At 74.5% G+C, this 24,400-nt stretch carries 28 protein-coding genes, 1 tRNA gene and 1 riboswitch; of the genes, 18 read left to right on the top strand and 11 right to left on the bottom strand.

The annotated features are described in order from the left end of the window. Positions 1-8: 8 nt before the first annotated feature. The 4 genes from trmB (at position 9) to ACQ614_RS19865 (ending at position 3,895) form a co-directional block, all read left to right on the top strand. Positions 9-839 carry a tRNA (guanosine(46)-N7)-methyltransferase TrmB gene (gene trmB / locus ACQ614_RS19880; protein ID WP_363492729.1) on the top strand — a complete coding sequence of 277 codons (831 nt, stop codon included), beginning with the start codon at positions 9-11 and terminating at the stop codon, positions 837-839. A 131-nt stretch (positions 840-970) separates the two neighbouring features. After that, positions 971-2,245: a PrsW family intramembrane metalloprotease gene (locus tag ACQ614_RS19875; protein WP_431679863.1), complete on the top strand. Its 1,275-nt coding sequence runs from the start codon at positions 971-973 to the stop codon at positions 2,243-2,245. Between the two features lie 64 nt (positions 2,246-2,309). Then, positions 2,310-2,383 (top strand) — tRNA-Met (locus ACQ614_RS19870). A gap of 465 nt (positions 2,384-2,848) precedes the next feature. Beyond that, the gene (locus tag ACQ614_RS19865; protein ID WP_431679862.1) at positions 2,849-3,895 is read left to right on the top strand and encodes a hypothetical protein; all 1,047 of its coding nucleotides are present in this window, start codon (positions 2,849-2,851) and stop codon (positions 3,893-3,895) included. Between the two features lie 73 nt (positions 3,896-3,968). Here ACQ614_RS19865 and ACQ614_RS19860 read toward each other — a convergent pair whose 3' ends face one another. Then, on the bottom strand, positions 3,969-4,679 hold the full coding sequence (locus ACQ614_RS19860; RefSeq protein WP_431679861.1) for a sensor domain-containing protein: 711 nt from the start codon (positions 4,677-4,679) through the stop codon (positions 3,969-3,971). A gap of 98 nt (positions 4,680-4,777) precedes the next feature. Next, complete coding sequence (locus ACQ614_RS19855; protein ID WP_431679860.1) at positions 4,778-5,374, bottom strand: GNAT family N-acetyltransferase; 597 nt, start codon at positions 5,372-5,374, stop codon at positions 4,778-4,780. An 80-nt stretch (positions 5,375-5,454) separates the two neighbouring features. Between ACQ614_RS19855 and ACQ614_RS19850 the strand changes: the two genes are divergently transcribed. Next, positions 5,455-6,342 (top strand): hypothetical protein, encoded by an 888-nt coding sequence (locus tag ACQ614_RS19850; protein ID WP_431679859.1) that lies wholly within the window; start codon positions 5,455-5,457, stop codon positions 6,340-6,342. 59 nt (positions 6,343-6,401) lie between these two features. On the opposite strand, the gene ACQ614_RS19845 is transcribed toward ACQ614_RS19850, so the two are convergent. Beyond that, entirely contained in the window at positions 6,402-7,172 is a 771-nt protein-coding gene (locus tag ACQ614_RS19845) for a M23 family metallopeptidase (protein ID WP_431679858.1), read from the bottom strand. 10 nt (positions 7,173-7,182) lie between these two features. Further along, positions 7,183-7,343: riboswitch (cyclic di-AMP (ydaO/yuaA leader) on the bottom strand. A 223-nt stretch (positions 7,344-7,566) separates the two neighbouring features. Here ACQ614_RS19845 and ACQ614_RS19840 point away from each other — a divergent pair. Next, positions 7,567-7,857, top strand: coding sequence for a YiaA/YiaB family inner membrane protein (locus ACQ614_RS19840; RefSeq protein WP_363492736.1), 291 nt, complete (start codon positions 7,567-7,569; stop codon positions 7,855-7,857). Between the two features lie 14 nt (positions 7,858-7,871). Here the strand turns inward: ACQ614_RS19840 and ACQ614_RS19835 are convergent, their stop codons facing one another. Further along, complete coding sequence (locus ACQ614_RS19835; protein ID WP_431679857.1) at positions 7,872-8,084, bottom strand: tautomerase family protein; 213 nt, start codon at positions 8,082-8,084, stop codon at positions 7,872-7,874. 144 nt (positions 8,085-8,228) lie between these two features. Between ACQ614_RS19835 and ACQ614_RS19830 the strand changes: the two genes are divergently transcribed. The 11 genes from ACQ614_RS19830 (at position 8,229) to ACQ614_RS19780 (ending at position 16,200) form a co-directional block, all read left to right on the top strand. After that, the gene (locus tag ACQ614_RS19830) at positions 8,229-9,065 is read left to right on the top strand and encodes an alpha/beta fold hydrolase (RefSeq protein ID WP_431679856.1); all 837 of its coding nucleotides are present in this window, start codon (positions 8,229-8,231) and stop codon (positions 9,063-9,065) included. Then, positions 9,065-9,631, top strand: coding sequence for a TetR/AcrR family transcriptional regulator (locus ACQ614_RS19825; protein WP_431679855.1), 567 nt, complete (start codon positions 9,065-9,067; stop codon positions 9,629-9,631). The genes ACQ614_RS19830 and ACQ614_RS19825 overlap by 1 nt, the downstream gene beginning before the upstream one ends. 64 nt (positions 9,632-9,695) lie before the next feature. Next, on the top strand, positions 9,696-9,881 hold the full coding sequence (locus ACQ614_RS19820) for a hypothetical protein (protein WP_431679854.1): 186 nt from the start codon (positions 9,696-9,698) through the stop codon (positions 9,879-9,881). Between the two features lie 125 nt (positions 9,882-10,006). Further along, complete coding sequence (locus ACQ614_RS19815) at positions 10,007-10,468, top strand: PaaI family thioesterase (RefSeq protein ID WP_431679853.1); 462 nt, start codon at positions 10,007-10,009, stop codon at positions 10,466-10,468. A 161-nt stretch (positions 10,469-10,629) separates the two neighbouring features. After that, positions 10,630-10,845, top strand: coding sequence for a hypothetical protein (locus ACQ614_RS19810; protein WP_431679852.1), 216 nt, complete (start codon positions 10,630-10,632; stop codon positions 10,843-10,845). 187 nt (positions 10,846-11,032) lie between these two features. Further along, positions 11,033-12,361, top strand: coding sequence for an ATP-binding protein (locus ACQ614_RS19805; protein WP_431683968.1), 1,329 nt, complete (start codon positions 11,033-11,035; stop codon positions 12,359-12,361). Further along, entirely contained in the window at positions 12,345-12,758 is a 414-nt protein-coding gene (locus ACQ614_RS19800) for a roadblock/LC7 domain-containing protein (RefSeq protein ID WP_363492743.1), read from the top strand. Before ACQ614_RS19805 ends, ACQ614_RS19800 begins: the two co-directional genes overlap by 17 nt. Further along, positions 12,755-13,123 carry a DUF742 domain-containing protein gene (locus tag ACQ614_RS19795; protein ID WP_363492744.1) on the top strand — a complete coding sequence of 123 codons (369 nt, stop codon included), beginning with the start codon at positions 12,755-12,757 and terminating at the stop codon, positions 13,121-13,123. Before ACQ614_RS19800 ends, ACQ614_RS19795 begins: the two co-directional genes overlap by 4 nt. Then, a complete protein-coding gene (locus tag ACQ614_RS19790) occupies positions 13,101-13,703 on the top strand; it encodes a GTP-binding protein (RefSeq protein WP_431679851.1) in 603 nt (200 codons plus the stop codon). The genes ACQ614_RS19795 and ACQ614_RS19790 overlap by 23 nt, the downstream gene beginning before the upstream one ends. After that, positions 13,700-15,127, top strand: a complete 1,428-nt coding sequence (locus ACQ614_RS19785) for a cytochrome P450 (protein WP_431679850.1) — start codon at positions 13,700-13,702, stop codon at positions 15,125-15,127. The genes ACQ614_RS19790 and ACQ614_RS19785 overlap by 4 nt, the downstream gene beginning before the upstream one ends. Beyond that, a complete protein-coding gene (locus tag ACQ614_RS19780) occupies positions 15,091-16,200 on the top strand; it encodes a cytochrome P450 family protein (protein ID WP_431679849.1) in 1,110 nt (369 codons plus the stop codon). The genes ACQ614_RS19785 and ACQ614_RS19780 overlap by 37 nt, the downstream gene beginning before the upstream one ends. 63 nt (positions 16,201-16,263) lie before the next feature. Here ACQ614_RS19780 and ACQ614_RS19775 read toward each other — a convergent pair whose 3' ends face one another. From ACQ614_RS19775 to ACQ614_RS19760, 4 genes are all read right to left on the bottom strand, one after another. After that, complete coding sequence (locus ACQ614_RS19775; protein ID WP_363492748.1) at positions 16,264-16,848, bottom strand: TetR/AcrR family transcriptional regulator; 585 nt, start codon at positions 16,846-16,848, stop codon at positions 16,264-16,266. 107 nt (positions 16,849-16,955) lie between these two features. Further along, the gene (locus ACQ614_RS19770) at positions 16,956-19,214 is read right to left on the bottom strand and encodes a YhgE/Pip family protein (protein WP_431679848.1); all 2,259 of its coding nucleotides are present in this window, start codon (positions 19,212-19,214) and stop codon (positions 16,956-16,958) included. After that, entirely contained in the window at positions 19,201-19,932 is a 732-nt protein-coding gene (locus ACQ614_RS19765) for an ATP-binding cassette domain-containing protein (RefSeq protein ID WP_431679847.1), read from the bottom strand. The genes ACQ614_RS19770 and ACQ614_RS19765 overlap by 14 nt, the downstream gene beginning before the upstream one ends. Before the next feature lie 133 nt (positions 19,933-20,065). Continuing rightward, complete coding sequence (locus ACQ614_RS19760) at positions 20,066-20,545, bottom strand: carboxymuconolactone decarboxylase family protein (protein ID WP_431679846.1); 480 nt, start codon at positions 20,543-20,545, stop codon at positions 20,066-20,068. Positions 20,546-20,595: 50 nt separating this feature from the next. On the opposite strand from ACQ614_RS19760, the gene ACQ614_RS19755 reads away from it, so the two are divergent. Beyond that, complete coding sequence (locus tag ACQ614_RS19755; RefSeq protein WP_431679845.1) at positions 20,596-22,017, top strand: PLP-dependent aminotransferase family protein; 1,422 nt, start codon at positions 20,596-20,598, stop codon at positions 22,015-22,017. Between the two features lie 37 nt (positions 22,018-22,054). Here ACQ614_RS19755 and ACQ614_RS19750 read toward each other — a convergent pair whose 3' ends face one another. The 3 genes from ACQ614_RS19750 to ACQ614_RS19740 are packed head-to-tail and all read right to left on the bottom strand — an operon-like array spanning position 22,055 to position 24,374. Beyond that, on the bottom strand, positions 22,055-22,195 hold the full coding sequence (locus tag ACQ614_RS19750; protein WP_363492753.1) for a DUF6126 family protein: 141 nt from the start codon (positions 22,193-22,195) through the stop codon (positions 22,055-22,057). 31 nt (positions 22,196-22,226) lie between these two features. After that, positions 22,227-22,817: a helix-turn-helix domain-containing protein gene (locus tag ACQ614_RS19745; RefSeq protein WP_431679844.1), complete on the bottom strand. Its 591-nt coding sequence runs from the start codon at positions 22,815-22,817 to the stop codon at positions 22,227-22,229. Between the two features lie 57 nt (positions 22,818-22,874). After that, positions 22,875-24,374, bottom strand: a complete 1,500-nt coding sequence (locus ACQ614_RS19740) for an MFS transporter (RefSeq protein ID WP_431679843.1) — start codon at positions 24,372-24,374, stop codon at positions 22,875-22,877. Positions 24,375-24,400 lie beyond the last annotated feature (26 nt).

The following is a 24,400-nucleotide window of genomic DNA, read 5'->3' as shown; positions in this document are numbered from 1 at the left end:
GGGCGATTGTGACTGCCACCGCCCCCAGCCCCGAGCTGTCCCCGTCCGCCCGGCTCTCCGCCGCCCCCGCCGGGTACCCCGCGCCGATGTACCCGCACAAGGCCACCGAGGCCCAGCACCGGGAGCGGCGCATCCGCAGCTTCCAGCCGCGCCGCGGCCGGATGACCAACGCCCAGGCCGATGCGCTGGACCGGCTCTGGGAGCAGCACGGCCTCGCGATCGACGGCACCCCGCTGGACCTGCCGGCGCTCTTCGGCGACCTCCCGGTCACCCTGGAGATCGGTTTCGGCATGGGCGAGACGACCGCCGCGATGGCCGCCGCCGACCCGGCGTCCGGCATCCTCGCCGCGGACGTCCACACCCCCGGCCACGGCAACCTGCTGCAGATGCTGGAGCGCGACGGCTCCCGCAACGTCCGGCTCGCCGCGGGCGACGCGGTGATCCTGCTCCGCGACATGCTGCCGGACGCCTCGCTGGCCGGTCTGCGGGTCTACTTCGCCGACCCGTGGCCGAAGCCCAAGCACCACAAGCGGCGCCTGATCCAGCCGCACTTCCTGGAGCTGGTGCTGCCCAAGCTCGCCCCCGGCGCCCTGGTGCACTGCGCCACCGACTGGGAGCACTACGCGGAGCAGATGCTGGACGTGCTCTCCGCCTCGCCCGAGCTGGAGAACCTTCACCCGGAGGGCGACGGCAGCGGCTGGCTGGAGCCCGCCGAGCGCCCGGCCGGCAGCGTGCCCGGCTACGCGCCGCGGCCGGACTGGCGGCCGCTGACCAAGTTCGAGCGCGCGGGCCTGGCCAAGGGCCACATCGTGCACGACCTGCTGTTCCGCCGCCGCTGACCGGACACCGCCACACCCGGTGGCGGGGCTGCGCCACCGGGAGCTGACGGTCCGTCACCCGGAGTGATTCCGGGCACACGGATCGTTCGGAGGACTCCCGCTGCGGCGGAGGCGTCGCCTACGCTTTCCGGGTGAGCCGTCCGCCCAGCGGCAGCCCGTCCCCCCACACCACGGCCCGCACTGCCGCCGACGAACCGCCCGCGACCACCGCCGGCACCCGGACCGACCCGGGGCCCCGGGTGCGCGGTCTGCGCCGCGTGCTGCCGCTCTGGGGCCGCATGGAGGCCCTGCACCGCTCGCTCCACTACCCGGCGCTGTCCTCCTCGCTGGCGGCATTCGCGCTGGCCGGCAGCGGGGTGCTGATCCTGCACCTGGTGCAGCGGCAGACCGGCACCACCGGGCTGCTGGTCGGGCTGGGGCTCGCCCTGCTGCCGCTGCCCTTCGTGCTCGGCTCACTGGCCTGGCTGAACCAGACGGCCCGGGTGCCGCTGCGGCACACCCTGTTCTGCCTCGCCTGGGGCGCCTGCGCCGCCACCACGGTGGCCCTCCTCGCCAACGGCTGGGCCAGCGACTTCCTGGTCGCCCACCAGGGCAGCACCCGCGGCGAGACGCTCGGGGCGGAGGTCGCCACCCCGCTGATCGAGGAGTTCTGCAAGGGGGCGGCCCTGCTCCTGCTGCTCGTCCCGCTCCGCCGCCGGCCGAACTGCCGCCAGGACCTGAACTGCGCACTGCTCGCCCGCGAGGAGGCCGGGGGCGCGCCGCCCCCGGACGGCCCGCCCGCGCCCGCGCCGGTGCCGCGGCCGCGCGGCTCGCGCACCCCGGGGCTGCCCCGGATACGCCCGCACCTGAGGCCGCTGCCGTACTTCCGGCCGCCGGTGCTGCCGCCTGCCGGCGGCCGGGCGCACCCGCGGGCCCGGTCCAGCCCGCGGACGCTCGCCGCCGGCCTCGTCCTCGGCGCGATCACCGCCTGCGGCTTCGCCTTCACCGAGAACGCCCTCTACCTGGGCCGCGCCTTCACCGACGACCAGCAGTCCCGGCTGGACTCCATCGGGTTCGGCGAGCCGCCCACGCTGCGCGACTTCGACTCGACGGTGCACACCTTCGTGCTGCGCGCCCTGCTCTCCCCCTTCGCGCACCCGCTGTTCACCGCGCTCACCGGCCTCGGCATCGCCGTCACCCTCACCACCGGCCGCCGCTGGCTCGCCCGGCTCGCCGCCCCGGTCGGCCTGGCCGCGGCGATCGGCCTGCACGGGGTGTGGAACGCCGCCGCCGAGCTGGGCACCGACGGCTTCCTGCTGATCTACGGCCTGGTGATGGTGCCCGCCTTCGCCACCCTGGTCTGCCTCTCCGTGTGGGCCCGCGCCCGGCGCTCGCGGCAGCCGGCGCGCCCGCCGCTGACCGAGTGACCGGCGCCCTGCCGGTAATGGATTTCCCTTCCACGCATCCGTCACGTAGTGTTGGGTTCACCGACGCGGGGTGGAGCAGCTCGGTAGCTCGCTGGGCTCATAACCCAGAGGTCGCAGGTTCAAATCCTGTCCCCGCTACTCAGTAGCACGAAGGCCCGGCAGATCATCTGCCGGGCCTTCGTCGTACCCGGGCAGAATCCACACCCGGAAATTCCATTGCCCTCCGCGGGGGTGCGTGCCTATGGTGGCCGCACACTGAAAGGAGGTGATCCTGAGTTGAGTACCACCAGGATGCGTGAGGTGGCTGCTCGCTAGAGCCGCCCCTGCCTGTGGCGGAGCGGGGCCCAACGGCCTCCGGCGGCAGGCGCAAACCCAAGCAGTCACCCGGCCCGTGGGCTCACCGGTACATCCCCGGTGCCTCGGGCGCAGGTCCTTCGCGGGCCTGTGCCGAGGAAACAGCCCGCGGGCCGTCTGCATGTCCGGGCCCGGCCGCACGGCGGCGGCCTGCAAGGACCCTGCAACGACTGCAGCGACCTCCCGGAGTGATCGGACGGTCCGCTACAGTCACTGCGGAATGACAGGTCCGGGGCAGGGGGTGGCTCGGTGCAGCTGGAGCGCGGCGGACAGCCGGTACCGGCGGTGAGGATCGGGCTGATCGGGGTGGTCGGCGCCGGCCTGGTCGGCCTGGCGCTGTACGCGCTGGCGAGCGAACACGGGATCCGGGCGCTCGGCGGCGGCCTGGTCGTCGCGGCGACCTTCGCGGTCGGCGGTGGCCTGCTGGGCTTCCTGTTCGGCATCCCCAAGCTGCTGACCAGCGGCGCCGCGGCCCACCCGGACGACCAGGCCGCGACCTCCACCGCGAGCTACGCACCCAACACCAATCTGGAGCAGGTCTCCGACTGGCTGACCAAGATCCTTCTGGGTGCCGGCCTCACCCAGATCGGGACGTTCCCGCGGCGGCTGAACGAGCTCGGCCAGGCGCTCGCCCCCGCCGTCGGCGGCGGCCCGGGTGCGGTCGGGTTCGCGGCGGCGCTCTCGGTGTACTTCACCGTCCTCGGCTTCCTCTCCGGGTGGCTGCTCACCCGGCTGCTGCTGGCCCGGGCGCTGTCCGCCGCGGACCGGCAGACCCTGGCCGACTCGGTGAACCAGACGGTGCTCGCCGCGCAGTCGCTGAACTTCAGTCCGCAGCAGGTGCGCGACCTCTTCGGAACGGGCGTGGAGGGCCTGCGGGTGCAGGCCCTGGCCCTGCTGCAGGGCAAGCCGGACCCGGAGAACCTCGACCTGGTCGTCTCGGCCATCGACCGGCACCTCTCGCCCTTCGAGCTGCTGCAGGCACTGCTCGCCGCCAAGGCGATGCTCGGCGGCGCCGCGCTGAGCGAGGAGCAGCGGGCGGCCCTGCGGGCGGCGGTCGCCTACAAGATCCGCAACACCAGGAACGTACCGCCGTACTCGCGGCGCAGGGCCGTGGCCGACGAGGTGCTGCGACGGCTGCCGGCCCCCGCTGCGGGCGACCCGGGCACCGGCGGCGACAGCGGCTCCGGCGGGGACGGCCCGAGCGAGGGCACGGTGCCCGGCCTCGGGAAGGAGCCTGCGCCGACGCCGATCCCGGCTCAGGTGCAGCAGTCGCCGGAGACACCTGCAGCGCCCTGAGACCGTACGGCCGGGCCACGGCGGGCGGTGCCCCGGCGGCCGGCGTAGGCCGGGCCGGGGGCCGCCCGGCTGCTCAGCGGGCACCCAGCAGGCCGCGGGCGGCGAGGCGGTTGACCCCGGTGAGGCCGCGGATCATCAGCGGGGTGAGCAGCACCAGGGCGATGCCGATCGCCGAGACGCCGGCGATCTGCGCGGGCGAGGTGATGTAGTACTCGTGGTGGCGGCCGGCGTCGGTGGTGAAGTCGAACACCCGGTACCCGGGCCAGTCGGTGTAGCGGGCGAAGACCCAGTGGTAGAGCGGGTAGAGGGCGACGACCCAGCCGGTCACCAGGAAGGTGACGGTGAGGGCGAAGCTCAGCACCGCCCAGGGGAACATCACCACCTGGTGCAGTACTCCCCGCCAGCCGGCGCCGTCGGCGAGGCGCGCGGTGACGGCGCCCCAGAATCCGGCCCGGGCGGGCCGCACCGGCGCGGGCGCCGCGATGTCGGCGCCGAGCAGGGTGCGGGCGCGGTACCGCTCCAGTGCGCCGAAGCCGCGGGCCGCGGACAGCAGCAGGGCCAGCACGGGCAGGCCGAGCGCGGTGACCGCCAGGCCGAGACCGGCCGAGAAGAGCGTCACGGCGACGGTGAACGCGGCGATCGCGATCGGCAGGCCCGTGAGGACGTAGCCGACCTCCCGGTAGGTGGTGCCGGAGAACGGCGCCCGGAAGAAGCCGGGCCGGCGGGCGGCGGGCGTGTCGGCCGGGTGCAGTCCGGTGGTCGAGTACAGCGGTGCGGTGGTCATCGGGGCCCCCTCGGTGCGTCCTGGTGTGCACACCACGGTGCCGGACCGGCCGCTCCGGCGTAATGCAGCCCGCTGCCGGATCCGGGGTGGGGCTGGCCCTACCCCCGTCCTGCGGCGGGCTGCACCCACTCGTCCTCCAGCAGGGAGAACAGCAGGGAGTCGTGCCAGGTGTCGCGCAGGTGGAGGTCGTGCCGGATGCGGCCCTCCAGTTGGAAGCCGGCCCGGGCGAGCACCCGGGCGGAGGCGGTGTTGGCCGGGTCGACGCGGGCGGCGAGCCTGTGCAGGCCGAGGGTGCCGAAGCCGAACCCGCAGAGCATGGCGGTGATCTCGCCGGCGTAGCCGTTGCCCCAGGTGTCGCGGCGCAGCACGTAGCCGATGGTGGCGGCGCGCTGCCCTTCGAGGCCGAGGACGGCGTTGCCGATCGGCAGCGCCTCCGGGCCGTCCTCACGGAGCGTCACGGCGAGGCGGTAGACGGTCCGCGGGTCCTTCTCGGCCTCTTCGAGGTAGAGCTCGATCTGGTCGGCGCACTCCTCCTCGTCGCGCGGTTCGAAGGGCAGGTAGCGGGCGGTCTCCGGGTCACCGAAGATCGCGTGCAGGGCCGCGGTGTCGTCCGGGGTGAGCCGGAACTCGCGGATCGCCAGGCGCGGTCCGGTCAGCCGGACCTGTCGCACCGTCCGGACCTGTTCGGGTGTCATGGCGGCCGACCCTACCCCGCCGCCCCGCGACGGGCCCGCCGTGCCGCACGCCGGTCGCCGCACCGGCTACGGTACGGGGCGTGGACGACGAAGACCTGCAGCTCATCCCCCGTACCTGCGCCGAGGAGCTGCTCGCCTGGGCGGATGCCGAGGGCCGCGCACCCGTCCCGGAGGAGGCCCTCCGGGAAGTGCTGACGCTGCTGGAACTGGGCGGCGCCCCGATGCACGACGGCCGGCCCGAGCTGGGCTCGGCCGTGCTGGAGCAGCTGCTGCACGAACGGCTCCACCTGTACGTGCAGCCGGCCGGCGACCCGGCGGTCTACGGGGAGGCGGTGCGGCTGCTGATCGACCGTCAGCGGGCGGCACGGCGGCTGAACGCGAAGCGGCAGGAGCGCCTGCACGCCGAGGCGGAGTGGCAGGGCGAGCTGCTGGGGACGCTGCTGCGGCGGCCGCAGCTGCTGACCTGGCCGCGGCTGTACACGCTGCTGCTGCGCGCCGACGGCGTGGACACCGGGGATGCGGCGGCGGTGCGGGCCTGGCTGGACGCCTTCCGCGCGCTGGAGCCGGACGGCCGGACGGCCGCGTACGAGGCCCTGGTGGAGACCGGTGCGCTGGACGCGATGACCGGTGCGGACGCCGCACTGGGCTGGGGCGAGGCGCACCTGCTGTCGATCGGCATGGCCACCGACGGGGCACGGCGGCTGCTGGAGTACGGGCTGATGCAGCGCAGCTACCGCAACCTGGCGGCGCTGACCGCGATGGGCGAGCCGATGCCGTTCGAGCTGCGGGGCGAGTTCGAGGACTTCGAGCAGGTCGTGGCGGACGTCGCGCTGTGGCTCTGCGGCGAGTGGACGGTGCCCGGGCTGCCGACCCTGCTGGTCGCGGAGTACCCGGACCTGGCCCCCGAGCCGGGCACCGAGGAACTGGAGGCGTACGCGGCGGCCCGGCAGACGCACGACGAGGAGTGAGCGAAGCCGGGGGCACGCGGGGGCACCTGAAGAATCAACCGCCCGCGTGCGTTCGGACCCTAGGGCTGGACGCCGTGGGAGCGGAGCCAGCCCAGCGGGTCGACGGGGGCTCCGCCGCCGGGGCGGACCTCCAGGTGGAGGCGGGGCGAGGTGACGCTGCCGGTGGCGCCGACCGCGCCGAGGACGGTGCCGCGCTCGACCGGGCCGTCGATGGTGGCGAGCCGGGCGAGGTGGCAGTACCAGATCTCGGTGCCGTCGGGCAGGGTCTGGACGATGCGGTAGCCGTACGAGCCGGCCCAGCCGGCCGAGGTGACGGTGCCCGGGCCGACCGCGGTGACCGGGGTGCCGGTGGCGGCCTCGAAGTCGAGGCCGGTGTGCAGGTGGGCCCAGTGCGAGCCGGACGGGCCGTACTGGGTGCCCAGGGTGTAGCCGGTGGTCGGCAGGGCGAGGGCGGTGGCCTCCACGGCGGCCTGCGCGGCGCGGCGGGCCTCGGCCTCCTGGGCGGCGGCGAGGCGGGCGGCCTCGTCGGCGGCGGTGCGGTGGTCGGCCTGCTGCTGGATGCGGGCGGCGAGGGCGAGGCCCGGGTCGGCGTCGGGTGCCTCGTCGGGGACGGAGACGGCGGGCTCGGCAGCGGCGGCCGGGCCGGCGGCGGCCGCGGTGAGGCCGGCGGCGCCGAAGGTGGCGGCCATGGTCGCGGTCACGCCGAGCAGCGGGCTGCCGCCCCTGGTCTGTCGGGGCAGCCGGTGGCGGGCCTGTTCGGCCTGCTCCCAGGGGTGGTCGAGGAGCTGGGTGGCTGCGGCGGTGGGGTCCGCCGAGTGCGTCGACGCCACGGGGCGCACTCCTTTCCTTCCCTCTCGCCGACCGGGTTAGCTGACGGGTTCGGAGCAGGAAGGTCTCCTACGGCTGGGCCACCGGCCCGGCCGATTCACCCCAAGGAAGGTGGTTCCCCGGCTCCCGGGCCCACCGGCGAAGGCAGACGCGGGATTGAGCGACACGCGCACGGTGCCGTGTCGGTACGGCGTTGCCGACCGCGCTGCGTTATCAAACGTTAATGCTATGCCCGCCCTGATTCCAAGCGCCTGAGCCAGTGGATTCGTCGGGACTACGGGCACGATGGGCGATTTGCCATGGATTGTCAGTTGGGTGGTGACTCAGGGTGATAAGCCATCGAAGCTGAGTATCCGTACTCATGCCGGCCTGCCGGCGCTCCGGGACGCTGCAGGCATGAGCGCACCCATGCAGCCCCGCACCACGGCCGCCTACTACGTGCAGGCCGTCCTGTCCTTCGCCCTCGCCACGGCCGCCCTCGCGATCGGGATCGCCTGCCTTCCGGTGGACGCCTGGGTGCGGGCCTTCCTGGCGGTCGCCCTGCTCTACGTCATCACCTCGGCGTTCACCCTGGCCAAGGTGGTCCGCGACCGCCAGGACGCGGGCGAGCTCGTCTCCCGGGTCGACCAGGCCAGGCTGGACAAGCTGCTGGCGGAGCACGACCCGTTCCGGGCGGACGGTCTCTGAGCCGCCCGCCCCGGTCAGCTGCCGGAGGCGGCGGCGCGGGCCCGCTTGGCGGCGAAGGTCTCGCCGCCGGCCGACCAGTTCTCGGCCGGGAGCTCCTCGATGGCGACCCAGATGTTCGACGGGTCCACCCCGGTGATCCGGGCGTACGTCGCGGTGAGCTCCCGGGCGATCTCCGCCCGCTGCTCCTCGGTACGGCCGGCCAGCTGCTTGACGTTGATGAAGGGCATGGCGCCTCGCTCTCTCGGTTCCCGCGGTCCGGCGGCACGCTACCGCAGGGCGGGGCCACACTTGACGGCTAAGGCTATTAGCCGTAGCTTTTTGGCTACAGGCAATCAGCCAGGCATTCAGCCACCAGGCCGAGGAGGCCCGCCGTGAACGACACCCGGAGCGCACTGAAGACCCGCCACCTGGACGTCCCGGGCGGCCGGCTGGCCTACGACGACACCGAGCAGGGCAGCGGCGTCCCGGTCGTCCTGCTCCCCGGCATGCTCGACCTGCGCGCCGCCTACCGGCACCTGCACCCGCTGCTGACCGCCGCCGGGCACCGGGTGGTCACCATGGACCTGCGCGGACTCGGGGAGTCCTCGACCGCCTGGGACGACTACTCGCCGACCGCGATCGCCGGCGACGTCCTCGCCCTGCTCGACCACCTCGGCATCCGCCGCGCCGTCCTGGTCGGCAGCTCGTACACCGGCGCCACCGTCGTCCGGGCCGCGGCCGACGCCCCGGAGCGGGTCGCCGGCATCGTCCTGATCGACGCGTTCTTCGAGAACTTCCCGCCCAACCTGCTGCAGAAGGCGATGGTCGGCCTGCTCGGCCCGGCCCTCACCTGGTTCCCCTCGCTGTGGGGCGCGGCGCAGAGGTTCTACTACCCGAACCGGCGCCCGGCCGACTTCGACGCGTACCGCGCCCGGCTGGTCGCCGCACTCAAGCAGCCCGGCCGCCGGCAGGCGGTGCGCGGGTACGTCCGCGGCGACTCCGCACCGACCGGCTGGGGCGCGGACGTCACCTGCCCGGCGCTGGTCGTCATGGGCGGCGCCGACCCGGACTTCCCCGACCCGGCCGCGCTCGCCGAGCGCCAGGCACAGGCCCTCCGGGGCCGTAAGGTGATCATCGAGGGCGGCGGCCACTACCCGATGGCCGGGTACCCGCAGGCCACCGCCGACGCCCTGCTGCCCTTCCTGGACGAAGTGAACGAGGTCGCCTGATGCCCAGGGCCGGACTGAACCCCGCCGCCGTCGTCGACCACGCGGTCGGACTCCTCGACGAGCAGGGCCCGGAGGCGCTGACCCTGGCCGCCGTGGCCGGCCGCGCCGGCGTCGCCACCCCCTCGCTCTACAAGCACGTCACCGGCGGACTCGCCGAACTGCGCCGCCTGGTGGCCGTCCGGGTCACCGACGAACTGACCGAACGGCTCTCCCGCGCGGTGCTCGGCCGCGGCGGGGACGAGGCCCTCGCCGCCCTGGTCGACGCCTACGTCGACTACGCGGTGCGCCACCCGAACCGCTACGCGGCGCTCCCGCAGGCCCCGCAGGACGATCCGGAGCTCACCGCGGCCGCCGGCCGGCTGGTCGAGGTGATCCTCGCGGTGCTGCAGGGCTACGGCCTGGCCGGATCGGAGCTGATCCACGCCACCAGGACGGTCCGCGCGACCGTCCACGGCTTCGCCTCGCTGGCCACCGCGGGCGGCTTCCGGCTCGCCGAGGACGTCGCGGTGTCCCGGCAGCGGCTGACCGGAGTGCTGGTCGAAGGCCTGCGGCACTGGCCGCGCTAGCCGTACTCGACTGCCCGTGGCCGGCCGGCCGTGACCTCGTGCCGCTGTGCGCGTTGTGCAGGGCATGAAGAAGCGCAGCATGCTCGCCTTTGCCTCCCTCGCCGTCGGCGTCGTCGCCTCGCTGACCGCCCCGAGCGCCCACGCCGACATGCCCCAGCAGCGCATCGGCGACGCCAAGGCCGTCACCGGCACCGAGCTGCCGGACACTGCCGCCGACGGGCAGGCGGCCACCGACGCCGACCTGCTGTAGGGACAGCAGGGCAGCCCCTCGGGGTGCCCTGGACTCCGATACCGACGGGCCCGCGCCGCACGGCGCGGGCCCCGGTGCTGTCCGGGCCCGGGGTTGACTCCGGGCCGGTCGGCGGCGGAAGGTTCGTGGAGCACCCCAGCCCCCGCACCAGGACCGCCGCCATGGACACCGTCACCGACCGACTCCGCAGCAACCTCACCGGCCAGCCGCTGCTGGCGACGCTGGGGGTGGAGATCGTCGAGCTGTCCCGCGGCCGGGTGGTGCTCGATCTGCCGGTCCGGCCCGAGGTCACCCAGCAGAACGGCTTCGTGCACGCCGGCGCGATCTCCACGCTCGCGGATGCGGCGGCCGGCGCCGCCGCGCTCTCCCTGATGCCCGAGGGCAAGGACGTGCTGAGCGTGGAGTTCAAGCTGAACCTGCTCAGCCCCGGGGTCGGCGAGCGGCTGCGGGCCACCGGGACGGTCGTCCGCAGCGGCCGCACCATCACCGTCGTCGGCGCCGAGATACGTTCGGTCAGCGGCGGAATTCCGGGCAAGGAAGTCGCGCTGCTGCAGGGCACGATGATCGCCGTCGAGCACACGCCGTGACCCCGCCCGCGGCGAACGGCACCGGCCCGGGAGGATCCCGGGACCGCCTTGTCGCCGAATCCGGACAGAACCGGCCGCCCCACGGGGTAGACCTCACAGCGGACGGCGAGAACCCGCCCCGCACCGGCGGCACCCGGCAGGAACACGGAGGACGTGGAGAGATGACGCAGACGGCCCGCAGCACCGCGCCCGCCACCGGCCTCATCCCCGGGCAGCGCCCGCCGGCCGAGCCCCCAGTCGTACCGGCGCCCGCCGAGCCGGAGACCGGTCTCGGTGCCGCTCTCCGCCGCGGCTTCGCCGTGGCCCGCGGCCTGCGCTCGCTGCGGCCCGTCCCGGCGCGCGCCCAGGAGCCGTACGGCGAGGTGGACGGCCAGTGACCTGCGCGGGTCCGGGAACCCGGGCCCGTCGGGGGAGTTGTCCGGCACCGACGGAAGGGCGCGGAAGGCGCCCCGAACACTGACGAAATGTCATGGCGAAAGCCGCTATTTGACGCGTCCAGATCACCAATCCTGCGATCTGTTCACACTTACGTAGGATCATCATCCTAGAATTCGCCGCGTGACGATGTCTCAGTGGTGCGCAGCGGCAGCCGTTGTCCTCGCCGTCCCCGCGGTCCTGACCGCCGCGAGGTACCGGTCCGTCACCCGCACCCTGCGCCGCCGGCTCGACGAGCAGCAGCGCGAAACCGACTCCCTGCGCGGCCGGTTGGCCGGCGAGATGGCGCGCCGCAGTGCGGAGGCCGCCGCGGTGCAGCAGGAGCAGGAGATCGTCGCCGCCACCCAGCGCGCATTCCTCAGCGTCGCCCGCCGCATCCTGGTGATGGCCCACGACCAGCAGGCCGGGCTGGACGAGATGGAGCGCACCCACGACGACCCCGTCCTGCTGGAGGGCCTGCTCAAGGCCGACCACGCCGCCGCCCAGCAGGCCCGGCTGGCCCAGACCCTGGCCGTGCTGTGCGGCGCACGCGCGGGCCGGCACTGGCCGGAGCCGGTCGCCCTGGAGGACGTGGTCCGCGGCGCCCAGTCGCGCATCCTGCCGTTCCAGCGGGTGGTGGTGCGCAGCCGGATGGAGACCGCCGTGGTGGGCGCCGCCGCGGAGGCGCTGATCCACGCGGTCGCCGAGCTGCTGGACAACGCCACCCGCTACTCCCCGCCCAGCACGCAGGTGTTCGTCACGCTGATGCCGGTGCACAACGGCGCCGTGATCGAGATCGACGACGCCGGCGTCGGCATGCCCGAGGGCGCGGTGGAGAAGGCGGCCGCCGCGCTGTCCGGCGATGTCGGGCTGGAGGTGTCCCGGCTCGGCGAGGTGCCGCAGCTGGGGCTGGCGGCGGTCGGCAGGCTGGCCGAGCAGTACGGCTTCCGGGTCACGCTCAGCTCCGCGCCCTCGCCGTACGGCGGTGTGCGGGTGGTCGTCCTGCTGCCGAACGCGCTGCTCACCGAGCCGCTGCCGCACTCGCCCGCACTTCCCGGCGGGCAGCCGCACCCCGCCGCCGAGCGGCCCGCCGCACCCGCCGCACCGGCGGCCGCGGCCCCGGCCGCACCCACCGCTCCTGCCGTACCGGCAGAACCGGCCCCGCAGGACGGGCCGTCCACCGGCGGGCTGCCCCGCCGCACCAACCGCCGCCGTGCCGCCCCCGCGGCAGGACGGCACGCCGCCGGACAGTCCGGCGGCACCGGCGGCGCCGTTGCGCCGCGCTCCGCCCGGGAGGCGCAGGCCTTCATGGCACTCTTCCAGGCCGGCACCGCCAGCGGGCGCTCGGCCACCAGGCAGGACCAGCAGGACCAGCAGCACCACACCCCGGCCGCACCCGCCCCCGGGCCGGCCGGGACGCTTCCCGCTTCCCCCCAACAGCCCCTGCGCGCAGGAGAGTTCTATGACCACCAACCCTGATCTCGGCTGGCTTCTGGCGGACATCGTCTCCGTCCCCGAGGTGCGGCACGCCGTCGTGGTGTCCAACGACGGCCTGGAGATCGGCCGCAGCGAACGGATCGGCCGCGACGACGCCGAGCGGCTCGCCGCCGCCTGCTCCGGCCTGCAGTCGCTGGCCCGCGGCGTGGCGCAGGGCTTCGGCGGACCGGGCAGCGCGACCCGGCAGATCGTCGTCGAGTACGGCGGCGGCTACCTGTTCATCGTGGCGGCCGGTGCCGGCGCCCACCTCGCCGTGGTCACCGGCGAGGCCGTCGACGCGGGCCTGGTGGCCTATCAGATGCAGGTGCTGGTCGAGCGGATCGGCACCCACCTGACCAGCCCGCCCCGGGTGGAGCAGGCGGCCGGGGACGCGCGGTGAGCGGCCCGGTCCGGCCGTACGTGATCACGGGCGGCCGGAGCCGGCCCAGCCGGAACGTCCTCGCGCTGGAGAGCCTCGTCTCCACCGTGCCCGGGGCCGACACCGGCGGTGCCGAGCTCAACCGGGAACACCAGCGCATCCTGGCGCTCTGCGGGCGGCTGCTCGCGATCGCCGAGATCGCCGCCCACCTGCACCTGCCGCTGAGCGTGGTGAAGGTGCTCGTCGGCGACCTGTGGGACCTCGGCGCCGTCCAGGTCCTCCCCCCGGCGACCGCCGTCCACCGGTCGCCGGACGTCCCGCAGGCCGAGCGCCTGCCCACCGCGCTCCTCGAGGAGGTGCTCGTTGGCCTCCGCCAACTCCGCTGAACCGTCCTACCTGCCCTCCACCGTGCAGGGCGCCGTCAAGATCCTGGTCACCGGTCCGTTCGGGGTCGGCAAGACCACCCTCGTCGGATCGCTCAGCGAGATCGCCCCGCTGCGCACCGAGGAGACCATGACCGCCGCCGGCGCCGGCATCGACGACCTCACCGGCCGGGTCGGCAAGACCACCACCACCGTGGCGCTCGACTTCGGCCGGATCACGCTCAGCCCGCAGCTCGCGCTCTACCTGTTCGGCACCCCCGGGCAGCAGCGCTTCTGGCCGCTGTGGGAGGACCTCTCGCGCGGCGCACTCGGCGCGATCGCCCTGGTCGACACCCGCCGGATCGACGAGAGCTTCGACGTGCTCGGCCAGCTCGAGGAGCAGGGCATCCCGTTCGCGGTGGCCGTCAACGTCTTCCCGGACACCAAGCGCCATGCCGAGGACGAGCTGCGCGCCGCCCTCGACCTGCTCCCGGACGTGCCGATCCTGCACTGCGACGCCCGCGACCGACAGGCCGCCTACGACGTGCTGATCGACTTCGTCGCCCACCTGCACGCCACCGCCGCACTGGAGCTCCAGCCATGACCACCCCCCTGCCGGAGGGCGGCCAGCTCCCGCCGCCCGGCTGCCCGATGCACCAGGGCGGCGGCGGGCACGCCGCACCGCTCTACGGCCCGGCGGTCTCCGACGACCCGCACGGCCTGTACGCCCGGCTGCGCGAGCAGTACGGGCCGGTCGCGCCGATCGAGCTGGAGCCCGGAGTCGAGGCCTGGCTGGTCATCGGCTACCCCGAGCTGCTCGAACTCACCCGCAACGAGCAGCTGTTCTCCAAGGACTCGCGGCGCTGGCGGGTGCCGCGGGAGGGCCGGCTCGCCGCCGACTCGCGGCTGCTGCCGATGACCGTCTGGCGGCCCACCCTGCTCAACCTGGACGGCGCCGAGCACCAGCGGCTGCGCGCCGCCGTCGCCGACACCCTGGCCAGGATCGACCACCGGCAGCTGCGCACCACCACCGAGGCCGCGGCCAACGCCCTGATCGACAGCTGGGGTCCGGACGGCACCGCCGACCTGATCGCCCAGTACGCGCGCCGGCTGCCGCTGCTGGTCTTCACCCAGCTGCTCGGCCTGCCCGCCGAGGCCGGCCCCCATCTCATCGAGCTGATCAGCCACTTCGTGGACAGCAGCGAGAAGTCGGTGCGGGCCAACGCCGAGTTCCAGGCGATCCTGGTCGACCTGGTGAAGCGCCGCCGCGAACAGCCCGGCGCCGACCTGACCTCCTGGCTGCTCGCCCACCAGGCCGGGCTCACCGACGAGGAGGCCGTCCACCACCTGGTGGTGATCCTGGTCGCGGGCAACGAGACCACCATCAACTGGACCGGCAACGCGCTGCGGCTGCTGCTCACCGACCGCCGGTTCCGCTCGACGCTCACCGGCGGCCGGCTGAGCGTCTCGGACGCCCTGGACGAGGTGCTGTGGCGCGACCCGCCGACCCAGAACTTCCCCGGGCGGTGGGCCACGAGCGACACCGTGCTCGGCGGCCAGTACATCAGCGCCGGCGACATGCTGGTGCTCGGCCTGGCCGGGGCCAACGCCGACCCGTCCGTGCACGGCCCGGACGGCATCGGCGGCAACCGGGCGCACCTGGCGTGGGGCGCCGGACGGCACGTCTGCCCAGCCCAGCACCCGGCCCGGCTGATCGTCGAGACCGCCGTCGAGACCCTGCTGCACCGGCTCCCCGATCTGCAGCTCGCCGTGCCTGCGGCCGAGTTGAAGTGGCGGCCGTCGCCCTGGTCGCGCGCGCTGGTCGACCTGCCGGTGCTGTACAGCGCGTTCACCCCGCCCCGCCCCGCCGCCACGTCCGAAAGGCCGACATGGACACCGCCGACAGTCTCACCCCCGTCAGACTCGACCCCTTCGGCCGCGACCAGCACACCGAGAACACCCGGCTCCGGGAAGCCGGCCCGGCGGTCCTGGTGGAACTCCCTGGCGGGGTGGTGGTCTGGGCGATAACCCACCACGACACCCTCCAGGATCTGCTCGCCGACCCCCGGGTCGGCAAGAACGCCCGGCTGTGGACGACGTTCCGCGAGGGCCGGCTGCCCGAGGGCTGGCCGCTGCTCAACTTCGTGACCGTGCCCGGCATGGTCACCGCGGACGGCGCCGACCACCGGCGGCTGCGCGGGCTGGTCACCCAGGCGTTCACCCCGCGCCGGATCGCCGAACTGGCCCCCGCGGTCGAGGCCCGGGCCGAGCGGCTGCTGGACGGACTCGCCGGCCTGGAGGGCGACTTCGACCTGCGCACGCACTTCGCGTACCCGCTGCCGATGCAGGTCATCGGCGAACTCCTCGGCCTGGACGTGCAGCAGCAGGACGAGCTGCACGAGCTGTCCAACACCCTGGTCTCCAGCTCCGCGACGCCCGAGGCGGCGATCGCGGCGCAGCAGGGCCTGTTCGCGCTGCTCGGTTCGGTGATCGCGGCCAAGCGGGCGCAGCCCGGCGACGACCTCACCACCGACCTGATCGCCGCCCGCGAGGAGGGCGACCGGCTCTCCGAGCAGGAGCTGGTCGGCACCCTGCTGCTGATGCTGGTGGCCGGCCACGAGACCACGCTGAACCTGATCACCAATGCGGTGCGCGCCCTGCTCGCCCACCCGGACCAGCTGCAGCTGGTGCTGGACGGCAAGGCGACCTGGTCGGCGGTGGTCGAGGAGACGCTGCGGTACGACTCCCCGGTGGGCCAGTTCCCGCTGCGCTACGCGGCGGAGGACATCGAGGTCGGCGGGGTGCTGATCCGGCGCGGCGAGGCGCTGCTGGCCTCGTACGCGGCGGCCGGACGGGACGGCGGGCACCACGCGGAGGCGGACCGCTTCGACGTCACGCGGACGGCCTCCCGGCACCTGTCCTTCGGGCACGGCCCGCACTTCTGCCTGGGTGCGGGGCTGGCCCGGCTGGAGGCGGAGACGGCGCTGCGCGGGCTGTTCACCCGCTACCCGTCGCTGGTGGCGGCGGACGGTCCGGCGCCCGAGCCGATCGCCTCGTTCGTCTCCAACAGCGTGCGGACGCTGCCGGTGCGGATCGGCTGACGCCGGGGCGGGGCGGGCCGGCGTACTGCCGGTCCGCCCCGCCCGGTCAGGCCGGGGTACTGCTCAGGCCGGGGTGATGCGGCCGTGCACGAGGCGGACGAGGGCGGCGTGCACGTCGTCCAGGCTGCGGTCGGGCTGGAAGGCCAGCCAGTCGAGGGCGACCACCAGCACCATGCCGAACAGCGCCGAGGCGATCAGCTGGGTGTCCAGGTCCTCGGAGAGCAGGCCTTCGCGGACGGCCTCGTCGAGCACCCCGGCGACCACCGCGACGGCGCTGTCGCGCATCATCCGCAGCGACTCGTGCCAGGCCCGGTTGGTGCGCCAGGTCTCGGCGACGAAGAGCTGCGCGAACGACGGGTAGGCGGCGATGAAGACCAGGCCGGCCCGGATCATCGCGTCGACGCCCTCCAGCGGCGGTCTTCCCTCGGCGGCCTCCCGGAGCGAGTCGGTGAGCAGCCCGGTGCCGTGCTTGAGCAGGCCCTCGAACAGCTCGGTCTTGCTGGCGAAGTTGTAGTAGACGGTGCCCTTGGCCACCTGGGCGCGTTCGGCGATCTCGTCGACGGTGGTGGCGGAGAAGCCCTTCTCGGCGATGAGGGTGACGGCGGCCTCGTACAGCTTCTGCCGGGTCGCGCTGCGGCGTTGGCTCATGGGTGCTTCCGGAGGGTGGGGGACGCCGGCCGGCGCCGGTGGGTGGGGAACGAAGAATGCCGGGCGCGCGGATCGTACCGCGCGCCCGGCAGGGTTTCGGCGGGGCGTCAGAGCGACAGCTCGGGGTGCAGCCGGGAGAGCGTCCAGACCTGGCGGCCGCGGGCGGTGAGCACGGTCAGGGCGAGCGCGCCGGCCCAGAAGGCGGCGAGCACGGCGCTGCCCGTCCAGACGGCGGTGAGGTCGCCGCCGCTGATCAGCCGGCGCAGTCCGGCGACGACGTAGGTCATCGGCAGGAACGGGTGGATCGCGTTGAAGAAGCCGGGGCTGGACTCCACCGGGTAGGTGCCGCCCGCCGAGGTGAGCTGCAGCATCAGCAGGGCCAGGGCGAGCAGCCGTCCTGCCGGGCCGAAGCGGGCGTTGATCCACTGCATGAGGGCGGTGAAGCAGAGCACGGTGAGGGCGAGGTAGCCGATCAGCCCGGCCATCCGCTCGGGCTCCAGCCCGAGGCCCCAGTGCAGGACGCCGAGCAGGGCGCCGGCCTGGGCGAGGCCGATCACGGCGGCGGGCAGCCAGCCGGCCAGGGCGACCCGCCAGGCGGGTGCGTTGCCGGCCAGGGCGCGCGGGCCGAGCGGGCGGAGCAGCATGTAGCTGACCATCGCGCCGACCCAGAGGGCGAGCGGGATGAAGTACGGGGCGAAGCCGGTGCCGTAGTTGGGTGCCTTGTTGAGCTCCTGCCGGGCGAGGGCGACCGGGTCGCTCATGGCGGCGGTGCGGGCGGCGCGCTGGCCGTCGGTGTAGTCGGGGATCTTCGCGGCGCCGTCCTGCAGTCCGGCGGCGAGCCGGCCGGAGCCGTCGGCGAGGGTGCCGAGACCGTCGTCGAGGCGGGCGGCGCCGTCGGCGAGCTGCCCGGTGGCGGAGTCGAGGGCGGTCATGCCGGTGGAGAGCCGGTAGATGCCGCCGGAGAGGCGGTGGGCGCCGTCGTCGAGCCGGCCGAGGCCGCTGTCGAGGCTGCGGATGCCGGTGAGGGCGACGGCGGTGCCCTGCTTGATCTTCGCGGTGCCGTCGGCGACCTGGTGGGCGCCGTCGTCCAGCCGGTGCAGGTCGGCGACCTTGGCGTCGAACTCGGCGGCGAGGGCGGGGTCGGCGAGCTTGCGGGCCGCCTTCTCCACGTCGCCGGCGTAGGCCGCCACCTGGTCCAGTGCGGGCGCCGCCCGGCGGATCAGGGCGTCGGCGTGCTCGGCGGCGGTGACCAGGCGGTGGCCGATGTTCGAGAGCTCGGCCTCCGCCCGGCAGTCGGCGGCGTCGCGGCCCGGGGCGGGGGCGCCGCCGGGGCAGTGCTGCGCGTACGAGGCGTCGATCTCGGCGGACACCTTGCGGGCGTCGGCGAGGACGGCCGCGGAGCGGGCGGGCAGGTCCTTCAGGTCGGTGGAGAGCTTCCCGGCGGCGTCGGCGGTCAGTTGGGCGGCGATGCGGATCTGCTCCGGGTAGGTGTGCAGCACCGGGGAGATCTTGCGGGCCAGCGGGTCGACCTCGTCGGTGAGCCGGCGGGTGCCGTCGGCGACCTGCTGGGCGCCGGTGGTCAGCCTGGCGAGGCTGTCGTCGATCCTGGCGATGCCGTCGTCGAGGCTGCTGCTGCCCTGCTTGGCCTTGTCCAGGCCGGTGGCGAGGTCGGAGGCGCCGGTGCGGGCGTCGCGGCCGCCGGCGGCCAGCTTGCCGGCGCCGTCCTTGGCACGTGCGGTGCCGTCGGCGAGCTGCGCCGAGCCGTCGTGGGCCCGGTCGGCGCCGTCGGCGACCTGGTGGGCGCCGTCGGCGGCCTGCGCGGTGCGGTCGTGCAGGTCGGAGAAGCCGAGGAAGATCTTGTCGTAGAACCCGGCGGAGGCCTTGGCGCTGGCGGCGGCCCGGACCTCGCTGAAGACGGTGCGGGAGATCGAGCCGACGACGTAGTTGTTGGAGTCGTTGGTGCGCACCTGCAGGGTGCCCCGCTCGGGGTGGTCGCCGTTGCTGCCCGCGATGCCGGCGCTGAAGTCGGCCGGGATGGTGAGGGTCAGGTAGTAGCGGCCGGTGGCGAGGCCCTTCTCCGCGTCGGCGGCGGTGGTCTCCTTCCAGCCGAAGGTGCGGCTCTGCCCGAGCTTCGCGGCGAGGTCGTGCCCGGCGTCGACCTTGCTGCCCTCCACCGTGACGGCGCGGTCCTCGTTGACGAGGGCGACCGGCAGCTTGTCGAGGCGGCTGTACGGGTCCCAGAACGACCAGAGGTAGAGCGCGCCGTAGAGCAGCGGGAGGAGCAGCAGGGCGGCCATTGCGGCGCGGGGCAGCCGGCCGCGGCTGAAGCGGCCGAATTCCAGGCGGGCCAGGCTAAGCGCGCGCATCGGCGGCCTCCTGTTCGGGTGCCGCGGGGGTCTCCGCGGGAGTGGTTTGCGCCGTCAGGTCGGCGAGGCCGGCGGCGCGTCCGGCGTCGGTGGTGGAGGCCAGCACGGTGATGCCGCGGTCGGCGGTGTCGCGGAGCAGTTGCCAGGCGGCGCGCCGGCCGGCGTCGTCGAGGCGCTCGTCGGGCTCGTCCACGCAGATCAGCCGGGGCTCGCCGATCAGGGCGAGTGCGGTGCCGAGCCGGAGCCGGTCCAGGGCGCCCAACTCGCGGGCGGGGGTGCGCAGTCCGTCGGGCAGCCGGTCGGGGTCGAGGCCGGCGGCGGCCAGCGCGAGGGCGGCCCGCCGGTCGTTGCCACGGCGCGCGGACGGTGCGAACGGGCGACCGTGCAGGTGGAGTTGCTCGCGCAGGTGGGCGGCGACGGTGAGTGCCGGATCGGGTTCGTTGACACCGGGGACGGGGCCCAGGGCGGCGATGCGGCGGACCTTGGCGGCCTGCTTCGGCAGGGCGAGGCCGTCGACGGCGGCACTGCCGCCGGTGGGGCGCATCCGCCCGGCGAGGGTGAGCAGCAGGGAGGTGCGGCCGGAGCCGGCCTCCCCCTCCAGTGCGACGAGGGCGCCGGGCGGCGCCTCGAACTCCACGTCCCGGTAGACCCAGCCGCGTGCGCCGCGCAGTGACAGCGCCTCCGCCCTGACTGCGGCCCCGGCATGCCGGTCGGCCATGAAGCCCTCCCCCGTTTTTGAACTGACCAGTCAGTTCAAATATAGGGGCGCCGCGGGCCCGGTCCGCACCGAACCGGGCCCGACGGGCTGTGAGATGGGTTACGGCCGGTGCCGCACCGGGGAGTTCGCGGCCTCAGGCCTGCTTGGGGGCGGGGCTCAGCCGGGAGGTGATGCCGATCCGGTTCCAGGAGTTGATGGTGATGATCAGGGCGATCAGCTGGGCGAGTTCGGGCTGGTCGAAGTGCTTGGCGGCCTCGTCGTAGACGGCGTCCGGCACGTGCCCCTGGGACACCAGGGTGACCGCCTCGGTGAGGGCGAGGGCGGCCCGCTCGCGGGCGGTGTACCAGGGGGCCTCGCGCCAGGCCGGCAGCGTGGCGAGGCGGTGTTCCTGCTCGCCGCCCTTGCGGGCGTCGGTGGTGTGCATGTCCAGGCAGAAGGCGCAGCCGTTGATCGCCGAGGCGTGGATCTTCACGAGTTCGGCCAGCGACGGATCGAGGCCGGCCCGGGCGGCCCGGTCCAGGTCGATCATGGCGCGGTAGAAGCCGGCGGCCTGCTCCGGGAGCGAGATGCGCTGGACGGGGGCGGGGACGTAGGCGGATTCGTTCGTCGTCATGCGTTCCACCGTAGGGACGAAATGGCCCCCGCCTGTGGTTCATTGGCAGCATGGAATCCTGGGCCACTTTCGGCGGCGACCTGCACCTCGACCTCACCGCCGGGCGCTCCCGCGGCCTCGGCCTGCGGGCCGCCCTGGAGGACGCGCTGCGCGAGGCCGTCCGCACCGGCCGGCTCGCCCGCGGCACCCGGCTGCCCTCCTCGCGCGAACTCTCCCGGGACCTGGGCATCGCCCGCAACACCGTCGCCGAGGCGTACGCGCAGCTCGCCGCCGAGGGCTGGCTGGCCTCCCGGCAGGGCTCGGGCACGGTGGTGGCCGACCGCGGCACGCCGTCCGTGCCCGTGCCCGCGGCCCTCGCGCCGCGCACCCCGGCCGTCCGGTACGACCTGATGCCGGGTCGCCCGGACGTGTCGCGCTTCCCGCGGTCCGCCTGGACGGCGGCGGCCCGCCGGGCACTGGCCACCGCCCCGCACGAGGCGTTCGGCTACACCGACCCGCGCGGCCGGATCGAACTGCGCCGCGCCCTCGCCGGCTACCTGGCGCGGGTCCGCGGGGTGCGGACCGACCCGGAGCGGCTGCTGGTCTGCGCGGGCTACACCCAGGGCCTCGGCCTGCTGAGCGAGGTACTGCGCGAACAGGGCGCGGAGACGGTCGCGGTCGAGGAGTACGGACTGCCGCCGCAGCAGCAGGTGCTGACCGCGAAGGGCCTGGCCACCATGGCGCTGCCGCTGGACGGCGGCGGGGCGCGCACCGACCTGCTGGCCGGCAGCGGCGCGGCCGCGGCGGTGCTCACCCCGGCGCACCAGTTCCCGACCGGGGTGCCGCTGCGGGCCGCCCGCCGGGCCGCAGCGGTGGGCTGGGCCCGGGAGAGCGGCGGGCTGGTGGTGGAGGACGACTACGACGGGGAGTTCCGCTACGACCGGCAGCCCGTCGGCGCGATGCAGGCCCTCGACCCGGAGCGGGTGGTCTACGCGGGCACCGCCAGCAAGAGCCTGGCACCCGGCCTGCGGCTGGGCTGGCTGGCCCTGCCGGCCGCCCTGGTCGGCCCGGTGACCCGCCGGAAGGAACTGGCGGACGGCCAGAGCGGGGTGGTGGACCAGCTGACCCTGGCCGAGCTGATCACCTCGGGTGCGTACGACCGGCACGTCCGCCGCAGCCGGCTGCAGTACCGGCGACGGCGGGACCGCCTGGTGGCGGTGCTGGCCGAGCGGGCACCCCGGGTGCGGGTCACCGGCATCGCGGCCGGGCTGCACGCGGTGCTGGAGCTGCCGCCGGGCTCGCTGGGCGAGGAGGAGCTGCTGCGCCAGGCCTCCTGGCTGGGACTGTCGGTGAACGTCCTCGGCTGGTGCCGCACCCCGGCGGCCGGCCCCGACCCGGAGCGCCCGGCCTCCCTGGTGATCGGCTACGGCACCCCGCCGGACCACGCCTTCGAGGCCGCCCTGGACGCCCTCTGCACGCTGGTCCGGCTCTGAGCGACCGCTGGCCGTTCTGCCGCCGGCCGGCCCTCCGTCAGCCGTTCTTCCGGCTGCCGATCTCGAAGAGCAGGATCACGAAGCCCGCGAAGGCGTGCGTGGCGGCCATGTAGATGGTGGCGCGGATCCAGACCCGGCGGTCGGTGCGCCGTCCGGCGTCGGTGGTGGGCTTGTCCATGTCCGTCCTCCTGACGGGGTGGCAGGTGCGGTCAGATCCGGGGTGCGTCGCCGAGGCAGAGTTCGCCGCCCGGGCTCTGCAGCAGCGTGTGCAGGAAGAGCAGTTCGACCCCGGCGGGCGATTCGGCGGCGATGCAGTGCGGGGTGAGCGAGTCGAAGTGCGCCGAGTCGCCCCGGTCGAGCAGGTGGACGGTCTCGCCGAGGGTGAGCCGCAGCCGACCCTCCAGCACGTACAGCCACTCCTCGCCCGGGTGGACCCGGACGACGGCGTCCTGGACGCTCGGCGGGACGTGGACGCGCAGCGCCTGCATGGCCCGGCCCTGTGCACCGGCCCGCCGGTAGCCCCAGCCGCCGGCCCGGCCGGGCTCGATGGCCCCGCCGCGGACCACCGGGTCCGGTTCCCCGGGCTGCTCGCCGAGCAGCCCGGAGACGGTCGTCCCGTACGCGCGGGCGAGACCGAGCAGCACGGGCAGCGAGGGCTGCCGTCGCCCGGTCTCCAACCGCGACAGATAGGCTGGGGAGAGCCCCACCCGGGCGGCCGCGCCCTCCAGGGTCAGCCGCCCGGCCAGCCGGTGCTCACGCAGTCGCGTGCCGAGGCCCGCGACCTCCTGGTCGTCCGTCATGCGACCAGTCCACACCCGCCGTGCCCACTGGGCAAGAAATTTGCCCCAGAGGCAAGCTCAGCCGATCAGCGCCGGCTCCCCGTCCTTCCGCACGGGCTCCGCAGCGGCACCGGCGGCATCGGCAGCCGGCTGCGGGCGGTGCCTGGGCAGCGCCCCCATCAGGACGAACACCAGCACCAGTCCGCCGGCCACCCACCACATGGAGCTGCCGAAGGCGTCGGCGAACGCCCGCCCGTCCGCGATCCCGGCCGGCCCGGCATCGTCCACCACGTTGAAGAACAGCACCGAGGTCAGGCCGAGCCCGAGCGCCACACCCAGCTGGTTGACCGTGTTGATCAGCCCGGACGCCGAACCGGCGTGCTCCCGCGGCACCTCGGAGAGCACCGCATCGGTCAGCGGCGCCACGATCAGACCCATGCCGGCGCCCATCACCGCGAGCGGCAACGCCATCTGCCACGGCGTGATGCCGGTGCCCAGCCACTCGGCGAGGGCGAGGTACAGCAGCGAACCCGCGGCCATCACGACCGCCCCGGCGCGGAGCACCCCGCGGCCGAACCGCGGCACCAGCTTCTGCACCGACAGCCCGGCCGCCGTGGAGACGGCCAGCGAGAACGGCAGGCCGGTCAGACCGGACTTCAGCGGGCTCCAGCCGAGGCCGAGCTGCATGTAGAGCGTCCACACCAGGAAGAACACGCCGCAGACCGTGCCGTGGCCCAGCTGCACGCCGATGCCCGCGGCGAAGCTGCGCACCCGGAAGAGCGAGAGCTCCACCAGCGGGGAGCCGTCCCGGCGGCTCTTGGCCCGCTCGTACCGGACGAACAGTGCCAGCACCACCGGGCCGCCCGCCATCAGCGCGTAGCCCCACAGCGGCCAGCCGAGCTCCCGGCCGCGGGTCAGCGGGTACAGCACCATCAGCAGGCCGGCGGTGGCCAGCAGCATGCCGACCAGGTCCAGCCGGAGCGCCTGCGGCGCCTTCGACTCGTCGATGAAGATCCGTCCGAGCACCAGGCCGGCCACCCCGACCGGCAGGTTGACCAGGAAGATCGGCCGCCAGCCGAGCCCGGCGACGTCCCACTCGGTCAGCAGCGCGCCGAGCAGCGGCCCGGTCACCGCGCCCAGGCCGACCATGGCGCCGAACAGGCCGAAGACCTTGCCGCGCTCCTCCGCCGGGAAGCCGGCATGGATGATCGAAAGCACCTGCGGCACCATCAGCGCACCGGCGGCGCCCTGCAGCACCCGGGCCGCGACCAGCATGTCCGGGCCGGTGGCGAGGCCGCACAGCGCGGACGCGACGGTGAACCCGCCGATGCCGAGCAGGAAGAGCCGCCTGCGGCCGTAGATGTCGCCGAGCCGGCCGCCGGTGATCAGGCCGACCGCGAAGGCCAGCGCATAGCCGGCGCTGATCCACTGCAGGGCGCTGAACGACGCCCCGGTCTCCTGCTGGATGCTGGGCATCGCGATGTTGACGATGGTCACGTCGACCAGGTCCATCAGGCTGGCCGTCATCACCACGGCCAGCGCGAACCAGCGCCTGCGATCCGGGTGTTGGGAGGTCATCTGCCGCTCCTCGGTGCTCGTCGGGG

Origin of the sequence: Kitasatospora dryopteridis, from assembly GCF_050749075.1 — a bacterium.
Classification (GTDB): domain Bacteria; phylum Actinomycetota; class Actinomycetes; order Streptomycetales; family Streptomycetaceae; genus Kitasatospora.
This window is presented reverse-complemented; position numbering and strand designations above follow the sequence as displayed.

Excerpts from the sequence above, each read along its gene's own strand:
- ACQ614_RS19860 (WP_431679861.1), bottom strand. The coding sequence starts at position 4,679 with ATGACCACCGCACCGCTGTACTCGACCACCGGACTGCACCCGGCCGAC.
- ACQ614_RS19855 (WP_431679860.1), bottom strand. The coding sequence starts at position 5,374 with ATGACACCCGAACAGGTCCGGACGGTGCGACAGGTCCGGCTGACCGGA.
- ACQ614_RS19840 (WP_363492736.1), top strand. The coding sequence starts at position 7,567 with ATGAGCGCACCCATGCAGCCCCGCACCACGGCCGCCTACTACGTGCAG.
- ACQ614_RS19835 (WP_431679857.1), bottom strand. The coding sequence starts at position 8,084 with ATGCCCTTCATCAACGTCAAGCAGCTGGCCGGCCGTACCGAGGAGCAG.
- ACQ614_RS19825 (WP_431679855.1), top strand. The coding sequence starts at position 9,065 with ATGCCCAGGGCCGGACTGAACCCCGCCGCCGTCGTCGACCACGCGGTC.
- ACQ614_RS19820 (WP_431679854.1), top strand. The coding sequence starts at position 9,696 with ATGAAGAAGCGCAGCATGCTCGCCTTTGCCTCCCTCGCCGTCGGCGTC.
- ACQ614_RS19810 (WP_431679852.1), top strand. The coding sequence starts at position 10,630 with ATGACGCAGACGGCCCGCAGCACCGCGCCCGCCACCGGCCTCATCCCC.
- ACQ614_RS19805 (WP_431683968.1), top strand. The coding sequence starts at position 11,033 with ATGTCTCAGTGGTGCGCAGCGGCAGCCGTTGTCCTCGCCGTCCCCGCG.
- ACQ614_RS19800 (WP_363492743.1), top strand. The coding sequence starts at position 12,345 with ATGACCACCAACCCTGATCTCGGCTGGCTTCTGGCGGACATCGTCTCC.
- ACQ614_RS19785 (WP_431679850.1), top strand. The coding sequence starts at position 13,700 with ATGACCACCCCCCTGCCGGAGGGCGGCCAGCTCCCGCCGCCCGGCTGC.
- ACQ614_RS19775 (WP_363492748.1), bottom strand. The coding sequence starts at position 16,848 with ATGAGCCAACGCCGCAGCGCGACCCGGCAGAAGCTGTACGAGGCCGCC.
- ACQ614_RS19770 (WP_431679848.1), bottom strand. The coding sequence starts at position 19,214 with ATGCGCGCGCTTAGCCTGGCCCGCCTGGAATTCGGCCGCTTCAGCCGC.
- ACQ614_RS19765 (WP_431679847.1), bottom strand. The coding sequence starts at position 19,932 with ATGGCCGACCGGCATGCCGGGGCCGCAGTCAGGGCGGAGGCGCTGTCA.
- ACQ614_RS19760 (WP_431679846.1), bottom strand. The coding sequence starts at position 20,545 with ATGACGACGAACGAATCCGCCTACGTCCCCGCCCCCGTCCAGCGCATC.
- ACQ614_RS19755 (WP_431679845.1), top strand. The coding sequence starts at position 20,596 with ATGGAATCCTGGGCCACTTTCGGCGGCGACCTGCACCTCGACCTCACC.
- ACQ614_RS19750 (WP_363492753.1), bottom strand. The coding sequence starts at position 22,195 with ATGGACAAGCCCACCACCGACGCCGGACGGCGCACCGACCGCCGGGTC.
- ACQ614_RS19745 (WP_431679844.1), bottom strand. The coding sequence starts at position 22,817 with ATGACGGACGACCAGGAGGTCGCGGGCCTCGGCACGCGACTGCGTGAG.
- ACQ614_RS19740 (WP_431679843.1), bottom strand. The coding sequence starts at position 24,374 with ATGACCTCCCAACACCCGGATCGCAGGCGCTGGTTCGCGCTGGCCGTG.